The 23,661-nt window shown below is 46.3% G+C and carries 26 protein-coding genes; all 26 read left to right on the plus strand.

The annotated features are described in order from the left end of the window. Positions 1-63: 63 nt before the first annotated feature. The 26 genes from fliL to R7P36_RS20780 all read left to right on the plus strand — a co-directional run bounded on the left by fliL (position 64) and on the right by R7P36_RS20780 (position 23,660). Entirely contained in the window at positions 64-567 is a 504-nt protein-coding gene (gene fliL, locus R7P36_RS20655) for a flagellar basal body-associated protein FliL (RefSeq protein WP_005380477.1), read from the plus strand. 7 nt (positions 568-574) lie between these two features. Then, positions 575-1,621: a flagellar motor switch protein FliM gene (gene fliM, locus R7P36_RS20660; protein WP_005380478.1), complete on the plus strand. Its 1,047-nt coding sequence runs from the start codon at positions 575-577 to the stop codon at positions 1,619-1,621. Positions 1,622-1,679: 58 nt separating this feature from the next. Next, on the plus strand, positions 1,680-2,090 hold the full coding sequence (gene fliN / locus R7P36_RS20665; RefSeq protein ID WP_005380479.1) for a flagellar motor switch protein FliN: 411 nt from the start codon (positions 1,680-1,682) through the stop codon (positions 2,088-2,090). Between the two features lies 1 nt (position 2,091). Next, entirely contained in the window at positions 2,092-2,505 is a 414-nt protein-coding gene (fliO, locus tag R7P36_RS20670) for a flagellar biosynthetic protein FliO (RefSeq protein WP_115386228.1), read from the plus strand. Further along, complete coding sequence (fliP, locus tag R7P36_RS20675; RefSeq protein ID WP_005384464.1) at positions 2,492-3,361, plus strand: flagellar type III secretion system pore protein FliP; 870 nt, start codon at positions 2,492-2,494, stop codon at positions 3,359-3,361. The genes fliO and fliP overlap by 14 nt, the downstream gene beginning before the upstream one ends. Positions 3,362-3,385: 24 nt before the next feature. Further along, entirely contained in the window at positions 3,386-3,655 is a 270-nt protein-coding gene (fliQ, locus tag R7P36_RS20680; RefSeq protein WP_005380488.1) for a flagellar biosynthesis protein FliQ, read from the plus strand. Between the two features lie 8 nt (positions 3,656-3,663). Further along, positions 3,664-4,446 (plus strand): flagellar biosynthetic protein FliR, encoded by a 783-nt coding sequence (fliR, locus tag R7P36_RS20685; RefSeq protein ID WP_005384463.1) that lies wholly within the window; start codon positions 3,664-3,666, stop codon positions 4,444-4,446. A 3-nt stretch (positions 4,447-4,449) separates the two neighbouring features. Next, complete coding sequence (flhB, locus tag R7P36_RS20690; protein WP_005380490.1) at positions 4,450-5,580, plus strand: flagellar biosynthesis protein FlhB; 1,131 nt, start codon at positions 4,450-4,452, stop codon at positions 5,578-5,580. Positions 5,581-5,790: 210 nt separating this feature from the next. Further along, positions 5,791-7,890 (plus strand): flagellar biosynthesis protein FlhA, encoded by a 2,100-nt coding sequence (gene flhA / locus R7P36_RS20695; protein WP_213900075.1) that lies wholly within the window; start codon positions 5,791-5,793, stop codon positions 7,888-7,890. A gap of 28 nt (positions 7,891-7,918) precedes the next feature. Next, positions 7,919-9,436, plus strand: coding sequence for a flagellar biosynthesis protein FlhF (gene flhF, locus R7P36_RS20700; RefSeq protein ID WP_033907111.1), 1,518 nt, complete (start codon positions 7,919-7,921; stop codon positions 9,434-9,436). A gap of 14 nt (positions 9,437-9,450) precedes the next feature. Beyond that, the gene (locus R7P36_RS20705) at positions 9,451-10,338 is read left to right on the plus strand and encodes a MinD/ParA family protein (protein ID WP_005380498.1); all 888 of its coding nucleotides are present in this window, start codon (positions 9,451-9,453) and stop codon (positions 10,336-10,338) included. Further along, on the plus strand, positions 10,331-11,065 hold the full coding sequence (locus tag R7P36_RS20710) for an RNA polymerase sigma factor FliA (protein WP_213900068.1): 735 nt from the start codon (positions 10,331-10,333) through the stop codon (positions 11,063-11,065). The genes R7P36_RS20705 and R7P36_RS20710 overlap by 8 nt, the downstream gene beginning before the upstream one ends. 45 nt (positions 11,066-11,110) lie before the next feature. Continuing rightward, the gene (cheY, locus tag R7P36_RS20715; protein ID WP_017635949.1) at positions 11,111-11,479 is read left to right on the plus strand and encodes a chemotaxis response regulator CheY; all 369 of its coding nucleotides are present in this window, start codon (positions 11,111-11,113) and stop codon (positions 11,477-11,479) included. 118 nt (positions 11,480-11,597) lie between these two features. Further along, positions 11,598-12,338, plus strand: a complete 741-nt coding sequence (locus R7P36_RS20720; RefSeq protein ID WP_005380502.1) for a protein phosphatase CheZ — start codon at positions 11,598-11,600, stop codon at positions 12,336-12,338. Positions 12,339-12,347: 9 nt separating this feature from the next. Then, a complete protein-coding gene (locus tag R7P36_RS20725; protein ID WP_130545955.1) occupies positions 12,348-14,588 on the plus strand; it encodes a chemotaxis protein CheA in 2,241 nt (746 codons plus the stop codon). 29 nt (positions 14,589-14,617) lie between these two features. Further along, the gene (locus R7P36_RS20730) at positions 14,618-15,730 is read left to right on the plus strand and encodes a protein-glutamate methylesterase/protein-glutamine glutaminase (protein WP_005380504.1); all 1,113 of its coding nucleotides are present in this window, start codon (positions 14,618-14,620) and stop codon (positions 15,728-15,730) included. An 8-nt stretch (positions 15,731-15,738) separates the two neighbouring features. After that, positions 15,739-16,518, plus strand: coding sequence for a ParA family protein (locus tag R7P36_RS20735; RefSeq protein ID WP_005380505.1), 780 nt, complete (start codon positions 15,739-15,741; stop codon positions 16,516-16,518). Beyond that, positions 16,508-17,518, plus strand: a complete 1,011-nt coding sequence (locus tag R7P36_RS20740) for a chemotaxis protein CheW (RefSeq protein WP_213900069.1) — start codon at positions 16,508-16,510, stop codon at positions 17,516-17,518. Before R7P36_RS20735 ends, R7P36_RS20740 begins: the two co-directional genes overlap by 11 nt. Positions 17,519-17,553: 35 nt before the next feature. Next, positions 17,554-18,048, plus strand: a complete 495-nt coding sequence (locus R7P36_RS20745; protein ID WP_005380507.1) for a chemotaxis protein CheW — start codon at positions 17,554-17,556, stop codon at positions 18,046-18,048. 13 nt (positions 18,049-18,061) lie between these two features. After that, the gene (locus tag R7P36_RS20750) at positions 18,062-18,556 is read left to right on the plus strand and encodes a DUF2802 domain-containing protein (RefSeq protein ID WP_213868031.1); all 495 of its coding nucleotides are present in this window, start codon (positions 18,062-18,064) and stop codon (positions 18,554-18,556) included. Between the two features lie 290 nt (positions 18,557-18,846). Then, positions 18,847-19,464 (plus strand): cytochrome c biogenesis heme-transporting ATPase CcmA, encoded by a 618-nt coding sequence (ccmA, locus tag R7P36_RS20755; protein WP_005380511.1) that lies wholly within the window; start codon positions 18,847-18,849, stop codon positions 19,462-19,464. Between the two features lies 1 nt (position 19,465). Then, positions 19,466-20,134: a heme exporter protein CcmB gene (gene ccmB, locus R7P36_RS20760; protein WP_005380512.1), complete on the plus strand. Its 669-nt coding sequence runs from the start codon at positions 19,466-19,468 to the stop codon at positions 20,132-20,134. Positions 20,135-20,243: 109 nt separating this feature from the next. Further along, the gene (locus R7P36_RS20765) at positions 20,244-20,987 is read left to right on the plus strand and encodes a heme ABC transporter permease (RefSeq protein ID WP_005380513.1); all 744 of its coding nucleotides are present in this window, start codon (positions 20,244-20,246) and stop codon (positions 20,985-20,987) included. A gap of 11 nt (positions 20,988-20,998) precedes the next feature. Then, a complete protein-coding gene (ccmD, locus tag R7P36_RS20770) occupies positions 20,999-21,205 on the plus strand; it encodes a heme exporter protein CcmD (RefSeq protein WP_005380515.1) in 207 nt (68 codons plus the stop codon). Further along, a complete protein-coding gene (ccmE, locus tag R7P36_RS20775) occupies positions 21,202-21,687 on the plus strand; it encodes a cytochrome c maturation protein CcmE (RefSeq protein WP_005380516.1) in 486 nt (161 codons plus the stop codon). The genes ccmD and ccmE overlap by 4 nt, the downstream gene beginning before the upstream one ends. After that, positions 21,684-23,660, plus strand: a complete 1,977-nt coding sequence (locus tag R7P36_RS20780) for a heme lyase CcmF/NrfE family subunit (protein WP_021034009.1) — start codon at positions 21,684-21,686, stop codon at positions 23,658-23,660. The genes ccmE and R7P36_RS20780 overlap by 4 nt, the downstream gene beginning before the upstream one ends. Position 23,661 lies beyond the last annotated feature (1 nt).

Consider the following 23,661-nt stretch of genomic DNA (forward strand, 5'->3'; position numbering starts at 1 on the left):
ATACGGTTACCAAGCAACTCACTAAAACGTCTTGGTAACTCAAAAGAACAATAAGAGACAAGAATGGCAGAAGAACAGTTACAAGGGGCCGATGCGCCGAAAGGAAAAAGCAAGTTACTTATCATCATCATCGCTGTTGTAGTATTACTACTTGGTGGCGGGGCAGCGGCATTTTTTCTAATGGGCTCTGATGAACCTGCTCAGGCTGAATCGTCTCAACAGGCTCAAGTGAAGGCATCGGATGCTGCGCCCATCGCGTATGTGAATCTTCCTCAGGCATTTGTATTTAACGTTACTGGGGATAGCCGCGATAGGTTGGTTCAAATTAAAGCGCAGTTAATGGTTCGCGGTGCAGAAAATGAAGAGTTGGCGCGGTATCATTCGCCACTGATTGAAAGCTCTATGCTATCAACGTTTGCTTCCGCGACGGTTGATCAATTGCGCTCTCCTACAGGACGAGTGGAATTGCGCGATCGTGCTTCCGAAGATATCAAAGCAGCGCTGAATGCTGCGGTCGGTAAGCCAGTGATTGAAAAAGTACTGTTTACAGATTTTGTTATTCAATAGGTAAAACGTGACCGATCTATTAAGCCAAGACGAAATTGATGCGCTATTGCATGGGGTTGACGATGTTGATGACGTCGATGAACCGATAGAAAACGACACTGAGGGTGCCGTCAATTTTGATTTCTCGTCGCAAGACAGAATCGTACGTGGTCGAATGCCGACGCTCGAACTTATCAACGAGCGCTTTGCACGGCACATGCGTATTAGTCTGTTTAATATGCTGCGTAAAACGGCAGAGGTGTCGATCAATGGCGTGCAGATGATGAAGTTTGGTGAATACCAGAACACATTGTACGTGCCAACCAGTTTGAACATGGTGCGTTTTCGTCCGTTAAAAGGCACTGCGTTGATCACCATGGAGGCTCGTTTAGTCTTTATTCTGGTAGAAAACTTCTTTGGCGGTGATGGTCGATTCCACGCCAAAATCGAAGGCCGTGAATTTACCCCAACGGAACGCCGCATCATTCAGTTGTTACTGAAAATTGTATTTGAAGATTATAAAGAAGCGTGGTCGCCAGTGATGGGGGTAGAGTTCGAATATCTCGACTCTGAAGTAAACCCAAGCATGGCAAACATTGTCAGCCCGACAGAAGTGATTGTCGTGAGTTCATTCCATATAGAAGTTGACGGCGGTGGCGGCGATTTTCATGTCGTTATGCCTTACTCCATGGTTGAGCCTATTCGTGAACTATTGGATGCAGGTGTTCAGTCCGACAAGATGGAAACGGACGTTCGCTGGAGCTCAGCACTACGTGAAGAGATCATGGATTGTCCGGTTAACTTCCGCGTGAACTTGCTCGAAAAAGACATTTCTTTGCGTGATCTCATGGAGCTGCAACCGGGCGATATCATCCCGATTGAAATGCCAGAACATGCGACGATGTTTGTAGAAGACCTACCGACCTATCGCGTAAAAATGGGTCGTTCGGAAGACAAATTAGCGGTGCAAATTTCTGAGGAAATTGAGCGCCCACATGTCGTCAAAACAGATTTAGCTTTCTTAGGTAAAGACATCATGTCTGAGCTTGAGAGTGAAGACGATATAGACCATTAAGATACCTTATTAAACAGACATGCTATGGCATGAGTAAGGCGTAACACAGGATAGAAAAATGGAACCAAGTGACGATCAAAAGCTAGCAGACGAATGGGCAGCCGCTCTTGGCGAAGACCCGTCTGCCCCTTCTGTAGACGTAGATGAAGTATTGGCTGCGCCACTGGAAGAGCTAAAAGACACTTCAAGCCCAATTAGCGAAGATGAGCGTCGTAAACTCGACACTATTATGGATATCCCGGTGACGATTTCGATGGAAGTCGGTCGTTCTCAAATTAGCATTCGGAACCTGTTGCAGCTTAACCAAGGTTCGGTTGTTGAGTTGGATCGTCTAGCCGGTGAGTCGCTCGACGTATTGGTTAACGGTACTTTGATTGCTCACGGCGAAGTCGTGGTCGTCAACGATAAGTTTGGTATCCGTTTGACGGATGTGATCAGCCAAACTGAACGAATTAAGAAGCTGCGTTAAGATGAGTCGTTCAATCAAAATGCGATTGAAGCAAATCACTGGAGCACTGAGCTTAATGCTAAGTGCTCCTTATGCATTGGCTGCCGCACCAAATAATCTGGATCTTGCGACGACACTTGGCTCGCTTGTGCTTGTAATCGGCGTGATTCTTTTGCTGGCTTGGTTGCTGAAACGTATGCAAGTGCCAGCGATGGGACAACAAAAGGGCTTGCGTATAGTGAGTCAGTTGCCAGTGGGTACAAAAGAAAGAATCGCAGTAGTTCAAGTGGGTGAAGAACAGTTTTTGGTTGGGATTACTAGCCAATCGATCCAAACTTTAGCCAAGTTAGATAAGCCACTGAAAGAGGAAGAGTTGGCGACCAATGCTTTTGCGACTCAATTTAGCCAGCTGATCAAAAAACATGACAAAGGGTAATCCAATTCGTTTGCTCCTGAGTACGTTGTTACTTTTTGTCGGCGTGCTGTTTTCTTCATTTACCTTTGCTGAAGCAGAGGAGTCAGCGCTGCCAGATAACTTAGCCGATGGAAGTAGTGTTACAGTTCAGGCTATGCAAAGTGATACTGGTGCTAGCCGTGCTATGTCCGTTTCTAGTGGCGGTGGTATTCCAGCATTCACCATGACCACGAACCCTGATGGCAGTGAAGACTACTCGGTTACACTACAAATTTTAGCGTTAATGACCATGCTTGGCTTCTTGCCTGCCATGGTGATTCTGATGACCTCATTCACTCGAATTGTAGTGGTGATGTCGATATTGCGTCAGGCAATGGGTTTGCAACAAACGCCTTCTAATCAGGTCATTATTGGTATTGCGCTGTTTTTGACCTTTTTTGTTATGTCTCCTGTCCTGAACGAAATCAACGACAAAGCTGTTCAGCCTTATTTGAACGAGCAAGTTACGGCGCGAGAAGCGTTTGATGCAGCACAAGCGCCAATGAAAGCATTTATGCTTAAGCAGACCCGAATCAAAGATTTGGAGACGTTCGTAACCATGTCTGGAGAGCAAGTCGAGGATCCAGAAGATGTGTCGATGGCGGTGTTGATTCCGGCTTTTATCACCTCAGAGCTAAAAACTGCATTCCAAATTGGCTTTATGCTCTTCTTGCCGTTTTTGATTATTGACCTTGTAGTCGCTTCGGTACTGATGGCAATGGGTATGATGATGTTGTCACCAATGATTGTTTCGTTGCCGTTCAAGTTGATGTTGTTCGTATTGGTCGATGGTTGGAACTTGATACTCTCGACACTTGCGGGCAGCTTTGCCCTTTAGATAAGCGCAGATAGAGGATAAGACATGACACCAGAAATGTTTGTCGAGCTTTTCCGTGAAGCACTTTGGATGGTGCTTATCATGGTCTGCGCCATTATCATCCCAAGCTTGCTTATCGGCCTTGTAGTTGCGATTTTTCAAGCTGCGACATCCATCAACGAACAAACATTGAGCTTCTTACCGCGTTTGATTGTCACGCTTTTGGCCCTGATGCTGTTTGGGCATTGGATGACGCAAATGTTGATGGAATATTTCTATGGCTTGATTGAACGCTTACCTCAGGTGCTTTATTAGAGGCGCCTATGGAGTACCCCACTAGCGTTGTCTTAGATTGGATCGCAAACTACTTCTGGCCCTATGTTCGTATCTCATCCATGTTGATGGTGATGACAGTAACCGGGGCCCGATTTGTTTCGCCAAGAATCCGCCTTTACCTCGGTTTAGCCATCACTTTCGCTGTCATGCCAGCCATCCCCGCCGTACCTCAGGACATTGAGCTACTCTCGTTTCGTGGCTTCATGACCATTGCCGAGCAAATGATCATCGGCATAGCGATGGGTATGGTTACTCAATTTATGATTCAAACCTTTGTCCTACTTGGTCAAATATTGGGTATGCAATCAAGTTTGGGCTTTGCTTCTATGGTTGATCCTGCAAATGGTCAGAACACGCCATTGCTTGGTCAGTTATTCATGTTCTTAACGACAATGTTTTTTCTTGCCACCGATGGACACTTAAAAATGCTGCAATTGGTGGTGTTCAGTTTCAAAACTTTGCCGATTGGCTCCGGCTCGCTCAACGCGGTTGATTTCCGTGAAATGGCAGGCTGGCTTGGTATTATGTTCCAAACGGCACTGAGTATGTCTCTATCTGGCATTATTGCGCTACTGACCATTAACTTGTCGTTTGGTGTAATGACCCGTGCCGCACCACAGCTGAACATCTTCTCGCTTGGTTTTGCTTTTGCTTTGATGGTGGGTCTATTACTTTGTTGGTACATACTGGCTGGTCTATACAGTCATTATGAAATGTTCTGGACAGTGGGTGAGGCGCAGATTTGTCGGCTTATTCGCTTGGAGTGCTAAGATTTGGCAGAATCAGACGGTCAGGAACGCACCGAAGAAGCCACGCCCCGACGGTTACAACAAGCCAGAGAAAAGGGGCAGGTCGCTCGATCTAAAGAGCTCGCATCAGCATCTGTGCTGATCGTTGGCGCCATTTCATTGATGTGGTTTGGCGAGGCGTTAGCACGTTCATTGTTTTCCATCATGAGCCGTTTATTTGATCTTCAACGAGAAGAGATTTTCGATACTGCAAAACTGTTTGATATCGCTTTGGGCGCGATGAGTGATTTGTTGTTCCCACTATTTTTGGTGTTAGCGACATTGTTTACCGCCGCCATGATTGGAGCAGCAGGTGTGGGAGGAATCAGTTTTTCTGCCCAAGCGGCCATGCCCAAGCTGTCGAAAATGAATCCGCTTAGCGGCTTAAAGCGAATGGTTGGAATGCAAAGCTGGGTAGAGTTGATCAAATCAATCCTTAAAGTGGTTCTGGTCACTGGTGTCGCCATCTATTTGATCCAAGCATCGCAGGCCGATCTGATTCAATTGAGCATGGATGTGTATCCGCAAAACATCTTCCATGCTTTAGATATTTTGCTGAACTTTATTTTGCTGATCAGTTGCTCGCTATTGATTGTGGTTGCCATCGATATTCCATTTCAAATCTGGCAGCACGCCGATCAGTTAAAAATGACCAAGCAAGAAGTCAAAGACGAATACAAAGAGACTGAAGGTAAGCCGGAAGTGAAAGGCCGTATTCGTATGTTGCAAAGGGAAGCGGCTCAACGTCGAATGATGGCGGATGTTCCTCAAGCTGATGTTATTGTTACTAACCCTGAGCACTTCTCGGTAGCGCTTCGTTATAAGCAGAAGACAGACCGTGCGCCAGTCGTGATCGCTAAAGGTACTGACCACATGGCGATGAAGATTCGAGAAGTCGCCCGCGAACATGACATTACGATTGTGCCCGCACCACCTTTGGCTCGTGCGTTGTACCACACGACAGAGCTCGAGCAAGAGATCCCCGATGGGTTATTTACTGCCGTCGCTCAGGTTTTGGCATTTGTATTCCAATTGAAGCAATACCGAAAACGAGGTGGACAGCGCCCGAAAATTCAAGATTATGATTTGCCAATCCCGCCCGAGCACCGTCATTGATACGAAAAGCGGTAAAGCCTTAAAAAAGCTCGTTTGATCAAAAGCTAAGCTCTATTTGAGTGTTTAGTCATTATTTTGGCGCTAATTCTGGTACATAGATTGCTTAAAACGCTTTAATTATCAACCCTACCTAAACTTTTAGGCTAAAGCGGTCGCGTATTAATAGTAAGAGCTTACGTGACGCTTCAATCGATTGAGATCTCTCGCAGTATGAAGTTAAGCCTGCCGTTTGCAGATAAATTGCCACGAATCCCTCAACGTGAAATGCCAGCTATTGGTGCTCCGGTGATGGTTTTGGCCACCCTAGCGATGGTGGTACTGCCGATTCCAGCATTTTTGCTGGATATGTTCTTCACCTTTAACATCGCGCTGTCGATGGTGGTGTTGTTAGTGACCGTTTACACACGTCGTCCTTTGGACTTCGCTGCTTTTCCAACGGTATTGCTGATCGCCACGTTGCTCCGCTTGGCTTTGAACGTTGCCTCGACTCGTGTCGTCTTACTGCATGGTCATGAAGGCGGTAATGCGGCAGGTAACGTAATTGAGGCGTTCGGTAACGTCGTTATTGGTGGTAACTACGCGGTCGGCCTAGTGGTTTTCCTCATCTTAATGATCATCAACTTTATGGTGGTGACCAAAGGTGCGGGTCGTATCTCTGAGGTAAGTGCTCGCTTTACGCTTGATGCGTTGCCGGGTAAGCAAATGGCGATTGATGCGGACTTGAATGCCGGATTGATAGACCAAGAGCAGGCAAGAGTTCGTCGTTTTGAAGTGACCAAAGAAGCGGATTTCTATGGCTCGATGGATGGTGCCTCGAAGTTCGTAAAAGGTGACGCGATTGCCGGTATTTTGATTCTGTTTATCAACATCGTCGGCGGCCTGTCGATCGGTATGGCGCAGTATGGATTGGGTTTCGGTGAAGCGATTGAAATCTATACCTTACTGACAATCGGTGATGGTTTGGTCGCACAAATCCCATCGCTATTGCTGTCAATTGCAGCGGCAATGATGGTGACACGCCAAAACACCGATGAAGACATGGGTGAACAACTGGTCTTCCAGATGTTCGACAACCCAAAAGCGCTGATGATTACTGCGGCTATTCTTGGTGTGATGGGCATCGTACCGGGCATGCCACACTTTGCGTTTTTGAGCCTGGCAGTCGCGGCCGGTGCAGCGGCATATTTCATCGACAAACGGCAAAAGCAGAAAGCGAAAGAGCCCGCTTTATCAGCAACAGCAGATGAAGGTACAGAACCTTCATCACAACGCGAGCTTTCTTGGGACGACGTCCAGCCAGTCGATATTATTGGCCTAGAAGTGGGTTACCGCTTGATTCCGCTAGTGGACCGAGACCAAGGTGGAGAACTGTTAGAGCGCGTAAAAGGTGTGCGTAAAAAGCTATCGCAAGATTTTGGGTTCTTAATCCCTGCGGTTCACATACGTGACAACCTTGAACTGACGCCAAACAGCTATCGAATCACATTAATGGGGGTTGCGGTCGGCGAAGCTGAGATTCGTCCGGATCAAGAGCTAGCGATTAACCCAGGTCAGGTGTATGGCATGATTGATGGCGAGCCAACCATTGACCCTGCATTTGGACTGGAAGCCGTATGGATTCGCGAAGATCAGCGTGAGCATGCTCAGGCGTTAGGTTATACGGTTGTTGACTCATCGACAGTATTAGCGACGCACCTGAGCCAGTTATTGACTAACAACGCATCACAGTTGATTGGTCACGAAGAAGTAGAGAATTTATTAGAAATGTTAGGACGCAGCGCACCTAAGTTGGTTGAGAACTTTGTTCCTGATCAGTTGCCTTTAGGTGTGGTGGTGAAAGTTCTACAAAACTTGTTAAACGAGGCCATTCCAATCCGCGATATTCGCACGATTGTTCAAACTTTGGCTGAGTACTCAAGTAAGAGTCAAGAAGCTGACATATTGACGGCAGCAGTTCGAATTAGTCTTAAACGTCTAATTGTTCAAGAAATCAATGGTATAGAGCCTGAGTTACCAGTGATTACTTTGATACCCGAACTGGAACAAATATTGCATCAAACTATGCAAGCATCAGGAGGCGAATCCGCGGGGATTGAACCGGGACTCGCTGAGCGATTGCAGTCTTCACTAAGCCAAGCGACACAGGAACAAGAACTGAAAGGCGAACCTGCCGTTCTGCTAACTTCCGGTGTATTACGCTCGACGTTGGCGAAATTTGTGAAGAACACAATACCTAATCTCCGGGTACTGTCTTACCAAGAAATACCGGATGAAAAACAGATCAGAATTGTGCAAGCCGTGGGTAACTGATCTCACGCATCATTAATGGATTCATAGTTTGAAAATAAAGCGATTTTTTGCCAAAGACATGAGAACGGCGCTGCTCCAAGTGAAAGAGGAGTTAGGCGCGGAAGCGGTGATCATGTCAAACAAGAAAGTGGCTGGTGGAGTAGCGATTGTTGCGGCGATAGATAGTGAATCTAATCCGTCTCAAGCAAGCGCAGCGTCACAGCAAAATCGCGGTGCTTCTCAATCGAATCGCTATAACGAACATCGTCAAATGTCATCGTCTTCTGCTGATCGTTACCAAGATCGTCATTTAGATGAAGATAAAATTAGCCTGAACAGTAATAACAGTAACAATGAAAAAACAGGCTCAATGACACAGCGATTCGCTAATATGCTTAAGCAATATAGCGGTGGTGCAGCAGATGCTGACGACCACGTAGCGGAAAATGAAGATTCGCTCTCTGCTTTGCTGCAACGCCAAAATAAGCATCGCGACGGCTACAACCAAGAAAAGCCAGCGCCATATCAACCAGATTCACCTTTGGCGAAGCTAATCGCACAGGACAATCGATTTGAACGTCCGACGCCCAAGCTGGACCCGACGCGCTATGACCGACGTCGCCCAAGTGATGAGCGTGACGAATCGGCCGATGAGCTAGAAAGCATGCGCGAAGAGATGACGTCAATTCGTCGTCTGTTGGAGCACCAAGTTTCTGGCCTGATGTGGCAAGAAGTAGAACGCCGTGAGCCGCTAAGAGCTATGCTGATTAAGCGCTTAGAGCGAATGGGCGTTTCTCCGGAGTTAGCAGACCAGATGGCCTGTTATATCCCGGAAGATACAAAGCCAGCGCGAGCGTGGAAAGCGTTATTGTCGCTGGTGGCGGATCAAATCAATATTCCTAAACAGGACATTTTAAAACGTGGTGGCGTAGTCGCATTGTTGGGTCCGACGGGGGTTGGGAAAACAACAACCGTAGCGAAACTCGCAGCACGCGCAGCCATGGAATACGGTGCCGACAATGTGGCCCTTGTGACAACAGATACATATCGCATAGGTGCACATGAGCAACTCTCAATTTACGGAAGAATCATGGGTTGTCCCGTAAGAGTTGCTAAAGATTCTAACGAGTTAGCCGATGTTATATATCAGCTAAGAAACAGAAGACTGATTTTGGTCGATACGGCAGGGATGGGGCAACGAGATGTGAGGCTTTCCGAGCAGCTCGACACTCTAATGCAAGAGAGCGGAGAAGTGATTCACAGCTACCTTGTTTTGCCGGCTACCGCACAACGTCGTGTTCTACAAGAAACGCTGGATCACTTCCGACGTATACCACTTTCGGGTTGTATTATGACGAAGCTTGATGAGTCATTAAGCCTAGGCGAATTCATCAGTGTAGTGATTCAAAACGCAATGCCAGTAGCTTACATCGCTAATGGTCAGCGCGTACCAGAAGACATTGTGATAGCGCAACCAAAATATATGCTTGCGAAAGCAAATGAACTGTTAGAGAAGTCGACAGAGAACGAACCTCACTTTTGGAACAGTGACAGTGAAGGACTCTAAGGCGGCGGACTACTATGACTGAGAATATGATACACGATCAAGCAAGCGGCCTCCGTCGCTTAACACAACCATCGTTGACCAAAGTGATTGCTGTTACTGGCGGCAAAGGTGGTGTGGGGAAATCAAACGTAACACTGGGTCTGGCGATTTGTATGGCTCGCCAAGGCAAGAAGGTGATGGTTCTCGACGCTGATTTAGGTCTGGCCAATGTGGACGTGATGCTCGGAATTCGTGCAAAACGTAATCTAGGACATGTCTTAGCGGGTGAATGTGAGCTAAAAGATGCGATTGTCGAAGGGCCTTATGGTATAAAGATAATTCCTGCAACTTCTGGCACACAGAGCATGACAGAGCTTTCTCACGCTCAGCATGCCGGACTCATCCGAGCATTTGGTAGTCTTGAAGACGAAATGGATGTCCTGCTGATTGATACCGCTGCTGGTATCTCTGACATGGTAATCAGTTTTTCGCGAGCAGCTCAAGATGTGGTTGTAGTTGTGTGTGATGAACCGACGTCAATCACAGATGCCTATGCATTAATCAAGCTGTTGAGTAAAGAACACCAAGTTCAACGCTTTAAAGTTGTAGCAAATATGGTCAGAAGCTACCGTGAAGGGCGAGAATTGTTTGCAAAGTTGACACTAGTCACAGAGCGATTCTTGAATGTTAGCCTTGAACTCGTAGCATGTATTCCATTAGATGATAAAGTACGACAGGCTGTAAAAAGACAAAAAATTGTCGTTGATGCGTTCCCACGCTCGCCTGCCGCTTTAGCTATCAGCTCACTAGCAAACAAAGCGTTGACGTGGCCACTACCGAAAACACCAAGTGGACACTTGGAATTTTTTGTGGAAAGGTTGCTAAATCGTACCGAATTCGCAGAGGACCCTTTTGGTGAATAAAGCGATAACCTATGACCAACATGGCAAATTTAATAGCCAGCAAGCGTTCATTGAACGTTATTCAGTGTTGGTTAAGCGCATTGCTCACCACCTACTAGGCCGTTTACCGCCGAGTGTTCAGGTAGAGGATTTAATTCAGGCCGGCATGATCGGTCTTATCGAAGCTCAGCAGAATTATGATGGTTCTAAAGGTGCGAGCTTTGAAACTTATGCAGGTATCCGTATTCGTGGCGCAATGTTAGATGACATGCGTAAAGGCGATTGGGTACCGCGTTCTGTTCATAAAAATAATCGAGAGATTAACCAAGCGATTGCGGAGCTGGAAGGCGAATTAAATCGAGATCCTACTGATTCTGAAGTAGCCACGCATCTCGGTATGACACTGGATCAATATCATAGTGCTCTTACCGATATCAACTGCTCAAAATTAGTCGGTATTGAAGATTTAGGCGTTTCTGATGATGTGATTTCACCGGCGGATGAAACCGATGACAGCAACCCATTCAAAGGGGTAGTTGAGGAATCATTTCGAAAAGCACTGGTTGAATCAATAAAACAGCTTCCAGAGCGTGAAGCTTTGGTTCTTTCGCTTTATTATGATGAAGAACTCAATTTGAAAGAAATTGGCGATGTGTTAGGCGTAAGCGAATCTCGCGTAAGTCAAATACTGAGTCAAGCGATGCAACGTTTACGTACCAAGCTCAGTGCGTGGACACAAAATGACTAAAAACACTGATTTTACGATTCAGTGGAGGCAATTTTGAATAAAAACATGAAGATCCTTATTGTTGATGATTTCTCAACAATGCGCCGTATTGTTAAAAACCTGCTTCGTGACTTGGGTTTCAATAACACTCAAGAAGCGGACGATGGTTTAACCGCATTACCAATGCTGAAAAAAGGTGACTTCGATTTTGTTGTAACTGACTGGAACATGCCAGGTATGCAAGGCATCGATTTGCTTAAACACATCCGCGCGGATGCAGAACTTAAGCATCTGCCAGTTCTAATGATCACGGCTGAAGCGAAGCGTGAGCAGATCATTGAAGCTGCTCAAGCAGGTGTAAACGGCTACATTGTTAAGCCATTTACTGCTGCAACATTAAAAGAAAAATTAGATAAAATTTTCGAGCGTTTATAACTCTCTCTTTCTCTTTGTTATTCGAGTCATTCATACCAATTATTAAATGCCTATTAAATGACTCGTTTAGCGTTTTCAAAGTGATAAGAAGAACTAAACGTAAAAGGGTCTATTCAGAATGATCTCACTAGAGCAGGCGAAGTCACTCGTTCAAATGCTAGAAAACGGGGAACAAGACCAAGCCAATATGCTTGTTGCCTCGATCTACGAAGGTGCCGATAACCCAATGCTGCAAGAAATTGGAGCGTTAACTCGAGACCTTCACGAATCACTCAAGCAGTTCAGTCTCGATCAGCGCATGACCGAAATTGCGAAAGACGAAATCCCTAACGCTAGGGATCGTCTCAATTATGTGATCGAGAAGACAGAGCTTGCAGCCAACAAAACAATGGATGCGGTCGACTGCTGCCTTCCTATCGCTGACAACCTGCATGATTGCCTTCTAAAAGTTCGTCCTCAATGGAATGAACTCATGCACGGGCGCATAGAATTAAGCGAATTTAAAGCACTGTGTCACCGAATCGACGGGCTATTAGTGCAAGTCGAAGGTGACAGCACTGAATTGCGCGGCCAATTGACCGAAATTCTCATGGCGCAAGACTTCCAAGACCTAACTGGCCAAATCATTCGCCGCGTAATTACGTTGGTTAATGAAGTTGAAGGCCGCTTAGTGGAAATCCTAACCGTATTCTCTGGAAATAAACTTGAAGAACATATTCAAGTTTTGTCAGAACCGGCAGATAAAAAGAATACACAAACAAGCGAAGCCGAAGGCCCGATTCTTCATCCAGAACTGAGAGAAGATGCGGTTTCATCGCAGGACGAAGTCGATGACTTGTTGTCCAGTCTTGGATTTTAAAGGTAACGTATGAGCTACGATTTAGACGAAGATATTCTTCAGGACTTTCTCATTGAGGCTGGGGAAATTCTCGAGCTGCTTTCTGAGCAGTTGGTTGAATTGGAAAATAACCCAGAAGACAAAGACTTACTTAATGCTATTTTCCGCGGGTTTCATACCGTAAAAGGCGGTGCCGGCTTCCTTTCATTGGCAGAGCTAGTCGATACTTGTCATGGTGCGGAGAACGTGTTCGACGTTTTACGAAACGGTCAACGCACGGTAACGCAAAACTTAATGGATACGATGCTAAAAGCCTTGGATACGGTTAATACCCAGTTCCAGGCTGTTCAAGATCGTGAGCCGTTAGAAGCTGCGGACCCTGAGCTTCTTGAAGAACTTCATCGTCTATGCAAACCTGAGTCAGAAGATGAAGTAGCGGCAACCGTAGTTGAAGAACCAGTGGCTACTCCAGAGCCTATTATTCCCGAGCCTATCATCGAAGAACCTGCTGCGCCGTCAGCACCATCAAGTGTCGGCTCTGTTGATGAAATTACCCAAGACGAATTCGAAAAGCTACTTGATGAGCTTCATGGTAAAGGTTCAGCGCCAGGCACCTCAATGTCTGCGACACCTACAACACCATCTGAACCGCCTCAATCGAGTGCGCCATCAGTTGAAAGTGGTGATATCACTGATGATGAGTTTGAACGTTTACTCGATGAACTGCACGGTGTAGGAAAAAGCCCTTCTACGGCAGAGGCTGCTGCATCTGCATCCGTACCAGTAGAGCCACCTAAAGCGGCAGAGCCTTCCGCTCCAGTGTCATCTTCATCAAATCAAGACAGTGACTTAATGACGGACGAAGAGTTCGAAAAGTTACTCGATGAGCTACATGGTTCAGGTAAAGGTCCAACGCTAGAAGAATTGGATATGGCAACGAAGCCTGCTTCAGCAAACGTAGAGCAAAGCCCTGCGAAACCTGAGCCTGTTGCTAAGCCAGCACCCGTTCAAACAGCGCCAGCACCAAAGCCAGAATCTAAACCAGTCGCCGTAAAAGAAGAAGCTAAAGCACCAGCGGTTAAAAAACCTCAGGCTGAAGCAACCGTTCGTGTTGATACCTCGACGCTTGATACCATCATGAACATGGTGGGTGAGCTCGTATTGGTTCGAAACCGCCTATTAAGCCTTGGTTTGAATAGCGACAACGAAGAGATGTCCAAAGCGGTCGCTAACCTTGATGTGGTAACTGCGGATCTACAAGGCGCGGTAATGAAAACGCGTATGCAGCCAATTAAGAAAGTGTTTGGCCGTTTCCCGCGCGTTGTCCGTGACTTGGCTCGTAACCTAAATAAAGACATCGTGCTAGAAATGCGCGGTGAAGAAACCGATCTCGATAAGAACCTTGTAGAAGCATTGGCCGATCCGTTGATTCACTTGGTACGTAACTCGGTTGATCACGGTATTGAAATGCCAGACGCACGCGCGAAGGCCGGCAAATCACGCACAGGTAAAGTGATTTTGTCAGCATCGCAAGAAGGGGACCATATTGAACTATCCATCGTAGATGATGGTGGCGGTATGGACCCGAACAAACTGCGTGGCATCGCGGTGAAGCGTGGCATGATGGATGAAGATGCGGCGGCACGTTTAACAGATAAAGAGTGCTTCAACCTTATCTTCGCACCTGGTTTCTCAAGTAAAGATAAAATTTCTGACATCTCTGGTCGTGGTGTGGGTATGGACGTGGTTAAGACGGCGATCAATACCTTAAACGGTTCAATCGATATCGATTCTGAGCTAGGCAAGGGCACTAAGATCACGATCAAAGTACCACTAACGTTAGCGATTTTACCGACTCTGATGGTTGGTGTTGGCGGTCATCCGTTTGCTCTACCACTGGCTTCGGTGAGTGAAATTTTCCACTTAGATCTTAGCCGTACAAACGTGGTAGATGGTCAGCTGACGATCATTGTACGTGAGAAATCTATCCCGCTATTTTACTTACAAAACTGGTTAGCATCCAAATCGCAAAACGTCCAAGAGCGTACTGGTCACGGTCACGTGGTGATTGTACAGATTGGTAACCAACGCGTTGGTTTTGTTGTGGATACGCTTATTGGTCAAGAAGAAGTGGTTATTAAGCCACTCGATAATCTATTACAGGGCACTCCAGGTATGGCTGGTGCGACAATTACTAGCGATGGCCACATTGCATTAATTCTAGATGTGCCTGATTTACTTAAGCGATACGCTGCGGCTTCACGCCTTTAAGCAAAGCTGACGTTATTAAAAGGAATAAGATGGCGATTAAAGTACTAGTCGTTGATGATTCGAGTTTTTTCCGACGTCGCGTGAGCGAAATCATCAACTCAGAATCGCGCCTAGAAGTGATTGACGTTGCGGTAAATGGTAGAGAGGCGGTTGAGAAAGCCAAATCTCTCAAACCTGACGTCATCACGATGGATATTGAAATGCCAGTGATGGATGGCATTACAGCTGTACGTGAAATAATGGCCGCTGCTCCAACGCCAATTCTAATGTTTTCGTCCCTGACCCACGACGGGGCGAAAGCTACGCTTGATGCGCTAGATGCGGGCGCATTGGACTTCTTACCGAAAAAGTTTGAGGACATTGCGCGTAACCGTGAAGAAGCGGTGTCATTACTTCAACAGCGTGTGATTCAGATTGCCTCGAAGCGCGCTTTCATGCGTCGACCTATCGCTCGCCCAACAGCGAGTACCAGCACGACTACTCGATCATTAGGTTCAAGAACGGCTTCACCTGTGACTCCAACACCAACTCGACCTGCTGCGACAAAGTACCGTGCTTCTGGTAAGAAGTATCAACTGACGGCAATTGGCACATCAACAGGTGGCCCCGTTGCTCTACAAAAAATTCTGACGCGCTTGCCGATGAACTATCCGCATCCGATTGTATTGATTCAACACATGCCAGCAACGTTTACTGCTGCGTTTGCCAGTCGTTTGAACACCTTGTGTAAGATTCAAGTGAAAGAAGCACAAGATGGCGATGTGTTACAGCCCGGTGTGGCATACCTTGCACCAGGTGGGAAACAAATGATGGTAGATGGACGAGCGGGCGCTGCTCGTCTTCGCATTATTGATGGCGGCGATCGCATGAACTACAAACCATGTGTGGATGTGACTTTTGGTTCTGCCGCAAAAGTATATGGCGACAAAGTGCTCTCTTTAGTGTTGACAGGCATGGGTGCAGACGGTCGTGAGGGCGCTCGCATGTTGAAGTCTTCAGGCTCAACTATTTGGGCACAAGATGAAGAAAGTTGTGTTGTTTATGGCATGCCCCAAGCGGTTGCTAAAGCAGGCATTTCTTCAGAAGATTTACCGCTTGACCGCATTGCTGAACGCATGTTGGTGGAAGTTGGCCTAGCTTAGGATTCATCATGATTGTTTGGAGTGTAGCTAACCAGAAAGGAGGCGTGGGTAAAACCACCTCAACAGTGACATTGGCGGGCTTATTGAGCCAGAAAGGCCATCGAGTATTGATGGTTGATACTGATCCTCACGCCTCACTGACTACTTATCTCGGTTATGATCCTGATGCAGTAACTTCGAGCCTATTTGATTTATTCCAGTTGAAGACGTTTTCTCGTGAGACGGTTAAGCCGTTGATTTTAGAAACAGAGCTGGAAGGAATGGATATCATTCCCGCGCATATGTCCCTTGCCACGCTTGATCGCGTAATGGGTAATCGCAGTGGTATGGGATTAATCTTAAAACGGGCGCTGCAAACTGTCTCACAAGACTATGACTATGTGTTGATTGACTGTCCGCCAATCCTTGGCGTGATGATGGTGAACGCGTTGGCAGCCAGTGACCGAATTTTGATTCCTGTTCAAACAGAGTTTTTGGCGATGAAAGGTCTGGAGCGCATGATGCGTACGCTAACCATTATGCAAAAATCTCGCCCGGGCGGTTTCAAAGTGACTATCGTCCCAACCATGTACGATAAGCGCACGAAAGCGTCATTGCAGACATTGATGCAACTGAAAAAAGATTACCCAAATCAAGTGTGGACCTCAGCGGTGCCTATTGATACCAAGTTCCGCGATGCCAGTTTAAAGCACTTGCCAGCTTCGCATTTTGCATCTGGTAGCCGTGGTGTGTTTGCCTATAAACAGCTACTGATTTACCTGGAGAGGTTGGCGTTCGATGAGCAGTAATGATGTGCTGTCCAGTGAACAAGCACTTGATGACTACTTTAATGCATTACTGGATGATGAAACTGAAATAACGACTCTTGAGGAAGACTTTGACCTGTTGGCTCAAGAGGTATCATCTGCAGAGCCAGAGCCAGAATTACAGCTACAATACTCGGAGCCAGAAACGTACCAGTTTCAAGAAACATATCCGCCAGAGTTGGAAGCTCCAAACCTGGAAGATGTTCAAAGGCTATTAAGTCAGCTTGAAGCAAGCAACCCAGTGGCTGAGTTGGATATTGATAGTATTCTTGAACAAAATACGATTGATATTGCAGCAGAGATAAAAGCGGCTGAGCCTGAGGTACAAACCTTTAGTGAGGTGCCTGAGCTTCAGGGTGTTGAGGAAATACAGGACTGGGTGATTGATGAGCCAGTTTTTGAGGAAGCGCAACCAGAGGTGGATGAACCTCACGCAGTGATCGAACAAAGTATCAATATAGAATCGAACGTCGATACTGAACTCGAAACACAAGCAGATTCCGATATACCAACGGTCTGGGAAAGCACGAAGCGAAGTGAGGACTTCCAAGTTCTTTACTTTGATGTGAATGGTGTCACGTTTGCTGTACCTCTTGATGAGTTAGGTGGTATTCATCGCATTAGCGAGCTTAACCATTTGATAGGAAAACCCGCCTGGTATTTGGGGCTACAAACAAATCGCGAGCAGCAGTTTGATGTCGTCGATACCGCGAAATGGGTGATGGCAGATAAGCTTCGTGATGATAGCTATAAAGATAACTACCAATATGTCGTCATGCTTGGTGAGAGCATGTGGGGGTTGGCCAGTAACCAATTAATGGGGACTGAAACGCTTAATATCGACAAGGTTCGCTGGCGTGAGCAGGCGGGTAAACGCCCTTGGCTAGCGGGCATGGTAAAAGAAAAAATGTGTGCCTTAATTCATGTCCAGGCGCTCATTGACATGCTAAACGCCGGTTTAGATGTCAAATCACTGAATTAGATTTAAGTCGGGAACGACATTAACGAGGATTAACTATGTCTCAAGCTTTTGAAGTAGAAGTGAAGAAAGATGCATCGAATGACGAAGTTCTTCAGTGGGTGACGTTCCAGCTAGAAGAAGAAACGTACGGCATCAACGTAATGCAAGTTCGTGAAGTACTTCGTTATACTGAAATTGCCCCTGTTCCAGGTGCACCAGATTATGTACTTGGTATCATCAACCTACGCGGTAATGTAGTTACTGTTATCGATACACGTTCACGTTTTGGCCTGATGGAAGGCGAAGTCACTGACAACACTCGTATTATTGTGATCGAGTCTGAGCGTCAAGTGATTGGTATCTTAGTAGATAGCGTGGCAGAAGTTGTTTATCTGCGTTCTTCTGAAATTGATACGACGCCTTCAGTTGGTACCGACGAGAGTGCGAAGTTCATCCAGGGTGTGAGCAACCGTGACGGCAAGCTTCTTATCCTTGTGGATTTGAACAAGCTGCTAACAGATGACGAGTGGGACGAGATGGCTCACCTTTAATGGCTGAATGATGATGGCTGAAGAGACTCTTTTATCTGCTCCATTCCTTGCGGGTGGCGTCGCTTTTATCGTGTTAGTATTGGTTGTTTTGCAACTGCGGATTCGCTCGGGGTTACAAAAGCAGTTAGACCAACAACGATCTCAATCTCGACACGCAGATAAAGAAGTGCAAAAGTTGAGTAAGCAGTTACTCGAAGTGCGCTCGGTTGTCGTTGGTCTTGGACAAAAAGTGACGGAGCAACAAGACATTATTCAGCACTTAAACGAGAGAATTCGCGAACTCGAACACGCTGATACTGATGGTCGCTTGTACAGTCGCGCTTCTAAAATGGTACAGCTTGGCGCTGATATCAACGAGCTGATTGAAGAGTGCGAACTACCAAAAGCCGAAGCTGAGTTGATGCTTTCACTGCAGAAGAAACTGGCGGGGAAAGAGAAGATTCCACCATTAAGTGGTCAGCCATCAGATGACGCAGAATATCCAACGCGTGGACGTCGTCGACGCTAAAGGTTATCAAGCGATAAAAAAGAGGCATTATTACGCCTCTTTTTTTGTTTTTAGCCGCTAATGCTCTTCTTAAATACAACCCTAGATAACCTTCAGTCGATCTTGCTCTTAGCTCTGGCCTCTCAAATTCAAAATGAGCGCTTATAACTACTTATAGTTAATTTTATTAAAGTGTGATGATTAATTAACAAAAATACATGAACTTACATGTAACCTAGCCCTCTTATCCTGTTTTGTCATAACTAAGCTGTGCTAATATAGCGGCTCGTTCATTTTTTAGTTGAAGCTCTATGTTAGAAGTGTCTAACCTGACAGCAATCCGTGATGAAAGGGTTCTGTTTGAAAACCTGCAGTTTGAAATTAAGCCTGGTGAATTGGTCCAGATCGAAGGGCGTAATGGTACTGGTAAAACTACATTGCTACGGATTGTGACAGGGTTAGGTGATAGAGAAGAAGGTGTCATTAAATGGAAAGGCGAAGAGGTTGAAAAATCTCGTGATGTTTTCCATCAAGATCTGCTTTTCTTAGGACATCAAACAGGAGTGAAACGAGAGCTTACCGCATTAGAAAACTTACGTTTTTATCAATCTATTCAAAATAATCGCTCTTCAGACGAAGAAATCTTTATCGCTTTGACTCAAGTAGGATTAGCTGGTAGAGAAGATGTGCCTGTAGCACAACTTTCCGCAGGTCAGCAACGACGAGTCGCATTGGCAAGGTTATGGCTCAGTAAGCAAATTTTATGGATCTTAGATGAGCCGTTGACTGCCATTGATAAGCAAGGTGTCAAGGTGCTTGAATCTTTGTTCGCAAGTCATGCTGATAATGGCGGTATTGTTGTGTTGACGACGCATCAAGATATGTTTGCGGACAGCCCGAAACTTAGAAAAATAAAGCTGGGTGACTGATATGATTTCCTCGATGACCACCATCATTCGTCGTGAGCTCCTAATCGCATTTCGCCGTCAGGCAGACATTCTGAACCCGCTGTGGTTCTTTATTATTGTCATTACTCTCTTTCCTCTGAGTATTGGACCAGAGCCTAATTTGTTAGCACGTATTGCAGCGGGCATCGTTTGGGTTGCCGCATTGCTGTCCGCCTTATTATCATTAGAGCGTCTATTTCGTGATGATTTTCAAGACGGTGCACTAGAACAAATGATGCTAATGCCGATTCCATTGCAACTTGTAGTGGTTTCAAAGGTCATAGCACATTGGTTGTTAACAGGGTTACCTTTGATTTTAATTAGCCCATTATTGGCGGTTTTACTTTCGCTCGACTTCAATACTTGGCTATCGGTTGTATTAACCTTGATGATCGGTACACCAACACTAAGTTTTATTGGCGCCATTGGTGTGGCGTTGACTGTTGGGTTGCAAAAGGGTGGCGTTCTTTTGAGTTTGCTTATTCTTCCGCTCTACATCCCAATTTTGATTTTTGCAACATCGGCAATTGATGCTGCCGCACTCGGTATGGCGTATAACGGTCAACTAGCGATTTTAGGTGCGATGCTAATGGGGGCGATGACATTAACGCCTTTTGCCATCAGTGCCGCATTACGAGTTAGTGTCAACTAACTCAATAAAGTGCCAATGAAGCGGCGCTTGATCAAAGAATTATTATTAAAGCACTGCTACGGTCTCAACCCTTTAGACAGTGTCCCTGAAGTAAGAGTGAGAACAAAACATGTGGAAATGGCTACATCCTTATGCCAAGCCAGAAGCAGCTTATCGTTTGAGTGGTAAGTTTCTGCCTTGGTTTTCTGTATTGGCCCTCGTATGCTTATCGGTTGGTACGGTTTGGGGGCTTGCATTTGCGCCTTCAGATTACCAACAAGGTGACAGTTTCCGAATCATCTACATTCATGTCCCATCAGCTATTTGGTCTATGGGCGTTTATATGTCGATGGCGATCGCTGCATTTATTGGCCTAGTATGGCAAGTTCGCCTATCTGATATGGCGGCACTTGCGATGGCTCCGATTGGTGCAGTATTTACTTTTATTGCTCTACTTACAGGTGCTGTTTGGGGCAAGCCTATGTGGGGCACTTGGTGGGTATGGGATGCCCGTCTTACATCTGAATTGATTCTTCTATTTCTCTACCTTGGTGTGATTGCGCTTTACCATGCGTTTGACGATCAAAAAACCGCCGCAAAAGCTGCTGGTATTTTAGCGATCGTAGGCGTAGTAAACCTACCTATCATTCACTTTTCCGTGGAATGGTGGAACACGCTTCATCAAGGTGCGACGATCACGAAATTTGAACAACCTTCTATTTCATCCGACATGCTTTGGCCGTTATTGCTGAACATCTTTGGCTTTGCGTTCTTCTTTGGTGCCGTGACGATGGTCCGTTTTCGTAACGAAATCATCAGTAAAGAAAGTCACCGCCCTTGGGTGCGCAAACTCGCAACAGAACAAACTCAGTGAGGTAACTGATTATGCATTTTGAATCTCTGAGCGACTTTTTTGCCATGGGTGGCTACGCATCATACGTATGGAGTGCGTTTGGTATTACTTTCTTATCCATGCTGATTCTTCTGATCACTAGCCTTCGCCGCGGTGATGCATTATTGAAAGAAGTGAAAGCAAAAATTGACCGTCAAGCTCGTATCGACGCAGCGAAGAACATGGAGAACACCTTATGAACCCGAGACGTAAAAAGAGGCTAGGTATTGTACTAGCGATCTTTATCGGTATTAGTGCCACCATTGGTTTGATACTTTATGCGCTTAACCAAAATATGGACCTTTTCTACACTCCAACGGAATTGGTTAATGGTAAGCCAGATGGCACCAAGCCAGAAGTAGGCCAGCGTCTGCGTATCGGTGGAATGGTGGTTGTGGGCTCAGTTCGTCGAGATCCTAATTCTTTGAAAGTGAGTTTTGACCTGCACGATGTCGGTCCGAAAGTGACGATTACCTATGACGGTATTCTTCCTGACTTGTTCCGTGAAGGGCAGGGTATTGTTGCTCAAGGTGTACTGAAAGATGCCACGACAGTTGAGGCATTTGAGGTCCTAGCGAAGCACGATGAAGAATACATGCCACCAGAAATTGCAGAAGCGATGAAGAAAACGCATGAACCGCTTCAATACAGCACCGAACAGAAACAAGGAAGCGGCCAATGATTGCTGAAATCGGTCACTTTGCTCTCATTCTTTCGCTTGCAATGGCAGTGCTGTTGAGCGTATTGCCATTGTGGGGAGCATCGAATAATAACACCATGCTCATGAACACAGCGCGACCGCTATCTTGGTCTATGTTCCTGATGCTGTTGTTCTCTTTCGCCATTTTATGTTGGGGATTTTATACCAACGACTTCACGTTACAGTATGTAGCGAGCAACTCGAATAGTCAGCTTCCTTGGTACTACCGTTTAACCGCAGTATGGGGTGCGCACGAAGGTTCACTGTTGCTATGGGTGTTAATCCAAGCTGCTTGGACTGTCGCTGTAGCGACGTTTAGTCGTGGTATGCCGCAAGAGTCGGTTGCACGTGTACTTGCTGTTATGGGAATGATCTCAGTGGGTTTCCTACTGTTTATCATCCTAACGTCAAACCCATTCCTACGTACGTTACCGTTCTTCCCGGTTGACGGACGTGACTTGAACCCTCTGCTTCAAGACCCTGGTTTGATTGTTCACCCGCCAATGCTTTACATGGGATATGTTGGTTTCTCGGTTGCATTCTCTTTTGCGATCGCATCCCTAATGACCGGACGCCTTGATACGGCTTGGGCTCGTTGGTCTCGTCCTTGGACAACCGCAGCATGGGTATTCTTAACACTTGGTATCGCACTAGGTTCTTGGTGGGCTTACTACGAACTTGGCTGGGGTGGCTGGTGGTTCTGGGACCCAGTAGAAAACGCATCATTCATGCCTTGGTTAGCGGGTACCGCATTAATGCACTCTCTTGCCGTGACAGAAAAACGCGGCACATTTAAAGCGTGGACGGTACTATTGGCAATCTCTGCATTTTCGTTGAGTTTGTTGGGCACCTTCTTAGTCCGTTCCGGTATTTTAGTATCGGTGCACGCGTTCGCGTCTGACCCGTCGCGCGGTATGTTTATTCTAGGCTTCCTCGTTTTCGTTATCGGCGGCTCTTTATTGCTGTTTGCCGTAAAAGGGGCAGCAGTGCGTGTACGAGGTAACTTCGACTTAGTCTCACGTGAAAATGCGCTCTTAGCCAACAACGTATTACTTATCGCCGCTCTTGTTGTGGTGTTAGTGGGGACACTGTTGCCGCTCGTACACAAGCAGCTTGGTTTGGGGTCGGTCTCTATCGGTGCGCCATTCTTTGACATGCTATTTGCGTGGTTAATGATGCCATTTGCTTTTCTGCTTGGTATTGGTCCTCTTATTCGCTGGAAGCGAGACAGTTTATCTAAACTTGTGAAACCAATGCTCGTTTCAGGTGTGCTTGCTTTCGCCTTGGCCGCGCTATGCGTGTACCTGTTTGCCGATTTCTTCTCAACCATGGCTTACATTGGTTGGGTGATGGCGATTTGGATTATTGCGATGCATGGCTTTGAACTGTACGAGCGCGCAACGCACCGTCATAGCTTTAGTGAAGGTGTTCGCAAGCTGCAACGTAGCCACTGGGCAATGATGTTGGGTCATGTTGGTCTGGCGGTATCTGTTATCGGTATTGCGATGGTACAGAACTACAGCATCGAGCGTGATGTACGTTTAGCACCTGGCGAACACTTCCAAATTCAAGGCTATGATTTCTACTTCTCAGGCTTGCGTGATAAAGATGGTCCAAACTACGATGGCTACATCGCAGACTTTGAGATCACACACGATGGCAAATACGTGAATACGCTTCACGCAGAGAAGCGCTTCTACCGTACGGCTAAGTCTATGATGACTGAAGCAGCCATTGACCGTGGTATTAGCCGCGACTTATACATTGCAATGGGTGAACGTTTAGACGACAACCGATCTTGGGCTGTTCGTATTTACTATAAACCGTTCGTTCGTTGGATTTGGGCTGGCTCTTTGATTATGGCATTAGGCGGCGCACTAGCGATTTCTGATAAACGCTACCGCTTCCGTAAATCGCCGAAGAAAAACGCGAAGTCAAAAGAGCAGGAGGCATAAC

The sequence above is a fragment of the Vibrio sp. 397 genome (assembly GCF_033339395.1).
GTDB classification, from domain to species: domain Bacteria; phylum Pseudomonadota; class Gammaproteobacteria; order Enterobacterales; family Vibrionaceae; genus Vibrio; species Vibrio alginolyticus.

Excerpts from the sequence above, each read along its gene's own strand:
- fliQ (WP_005380488.1), top strand. The coding sequence starts at position 3,386 with ATGACACCAGAAATGTTTGTCGAGCTTTTCCGTGAAGCACTTTGGATG.
- fliR (WP_005384463.1), top strand. The coding sequence starts at position 3,664 with ATGGAGTACCCCACTAGCGTTGTCTTAGATTGGATCGCAAACTACTTC.
- ccmE (WP_005380516.1), top strand. The coding sequence starts at position 21,202 with ATGAACCCGAGACGTAAAAAGAGGCTAGGTATTGTACTAGCGATCTTT.
- R7P36_RS20765 (WP_005380513.1), top strand. The coding sequence starts at position 20,244 with ATGTGGAAATGGCTACATCCTTATGCCAAGCCAGAAGCAGCTTATCGT.
- R7P36_RS20740 (WP_213900069.1), top strand. The coding sequence starts at position 16,508 with ATGAGCAGTAATGATGTGCTGTCCAGTGAACAAGCACTTGATGACTAC.
- R7P36_RS20750 (WP_213868031.1), top strand. The coding sequence starts at position 18,062 with ATGGCTGAAGAGACTCTTTTATCTGCTCCATTCCTTGCGGGTGGCGTC.
- cheY (WP_017635949.1), top strand. The coding sequence starts at position 11,111 with ATGAAGATCCTTATTGTTGATGATTTCTCAACAATGCGCCGTATTGTT.
- R7P36_RS20725 (WP_130545955.1), top strand. The coding sequence starts at position 12,348 with ATGAGCTACGATTTAGACGAAGATATTCTTCAGGACTTTCTCATTGAG.
- R7P36_RS20730 (WP_005380504.1), top strand. The coding sequence starts at position 14,618 with ATGGCGATTAAAGTACTAGTCGTTGATGATTCGAGTTTTTTCCGACGT.
- ccmB (WP_005380512.1), top strand. The coding sequence starts at position 19,466 with ATGATTTCCTCGATGACCACCATCATTCGTCGTGAGCTCCTAATCGCA.
- R7P36_RS20720 (WP_005380502.1), top strand. The coding sequence starts at position 11,598 with ATGATCTCACTAGAGCAGGCGAAGTCACTCGTTCAAATGCTAGAAAAC.
- ccmA (WP_005380511.1), top strand. The coding sequence starts at position 18,847 with ATGTTAGAAGTGTCTAACCTGACAGCAATCCGTGATGAAAGGGTTCTG.
- R7P36_RS20705 (WP_005380498.1), top strand. The coding sequence starts at position 9,451 with ATGACTGAGAATATGATACACGATCAAGCAAGCGGCCTCCGTCGCTTA.
- ccmD (WP_005380515.1), top strand. The coding sequence starts at position 20,999 with ATGCATTTTGAATCTCTGAGCGACTTTTTTGCCATGGGTGGCTACGCA.
- R7P36_RS20735 (WP_005380505.1), top strand. The coding sequence starts at position 15,739 with ATGATTGTTTGGAGTGTAGCTAACCAGAAAGGAGGCGTGGGTAAAACC.
- R7P36_RS20780 (WP_021034009.1), top strand. The coding sequence starts at position 21,684 with ATGATTGCTGAAATCGGTCACTTTGCTCTCATTCTTTCGCTTGCAATG.
- R7P36_RS20745 (WP_005380507.1), top strand. The coding sequence starts at position 17,554 with ATGTCTCAAGCTTTTGAAGTAGAAGTGAAGAAAGATGCATCGAATGAC.
- fliP (WP_005384464.1), top strand. The coding sequence starts at position 2,492 with ATGACAAAGGGTAATCCAATTCGTTTGCTCCTGAGTACGTTGTTACTT.
- fliN (WP_005380479.1), top strand. The coding sequence starts at position 1,680 with ATGGAACCAAGTGACGATCAAAAGCTAGCAGACGAATGGGCAGCCGCT.
- fliO (WP_115386228.1), top strand. The coding sequence starts at position 2,092 with ATGAGTCGTTCAATCAAAATGCGATTGAAGCAAATCACTGGAGCACTG.
- fliL (WP_005380477.1), top strand. The coding sequence starts at position 64 with ATGGCAGAAGAACAGTTACAAGGGGCCGATGCGCCGAAAGGAAAAAGC.
- flhA (WP_213900075.1), top strand. The coding sequence starts at position 5,791 with ATGAAGTTAAGCCTGCCGTTTGCAGATAAATTGCCACGAATCCCTCAA.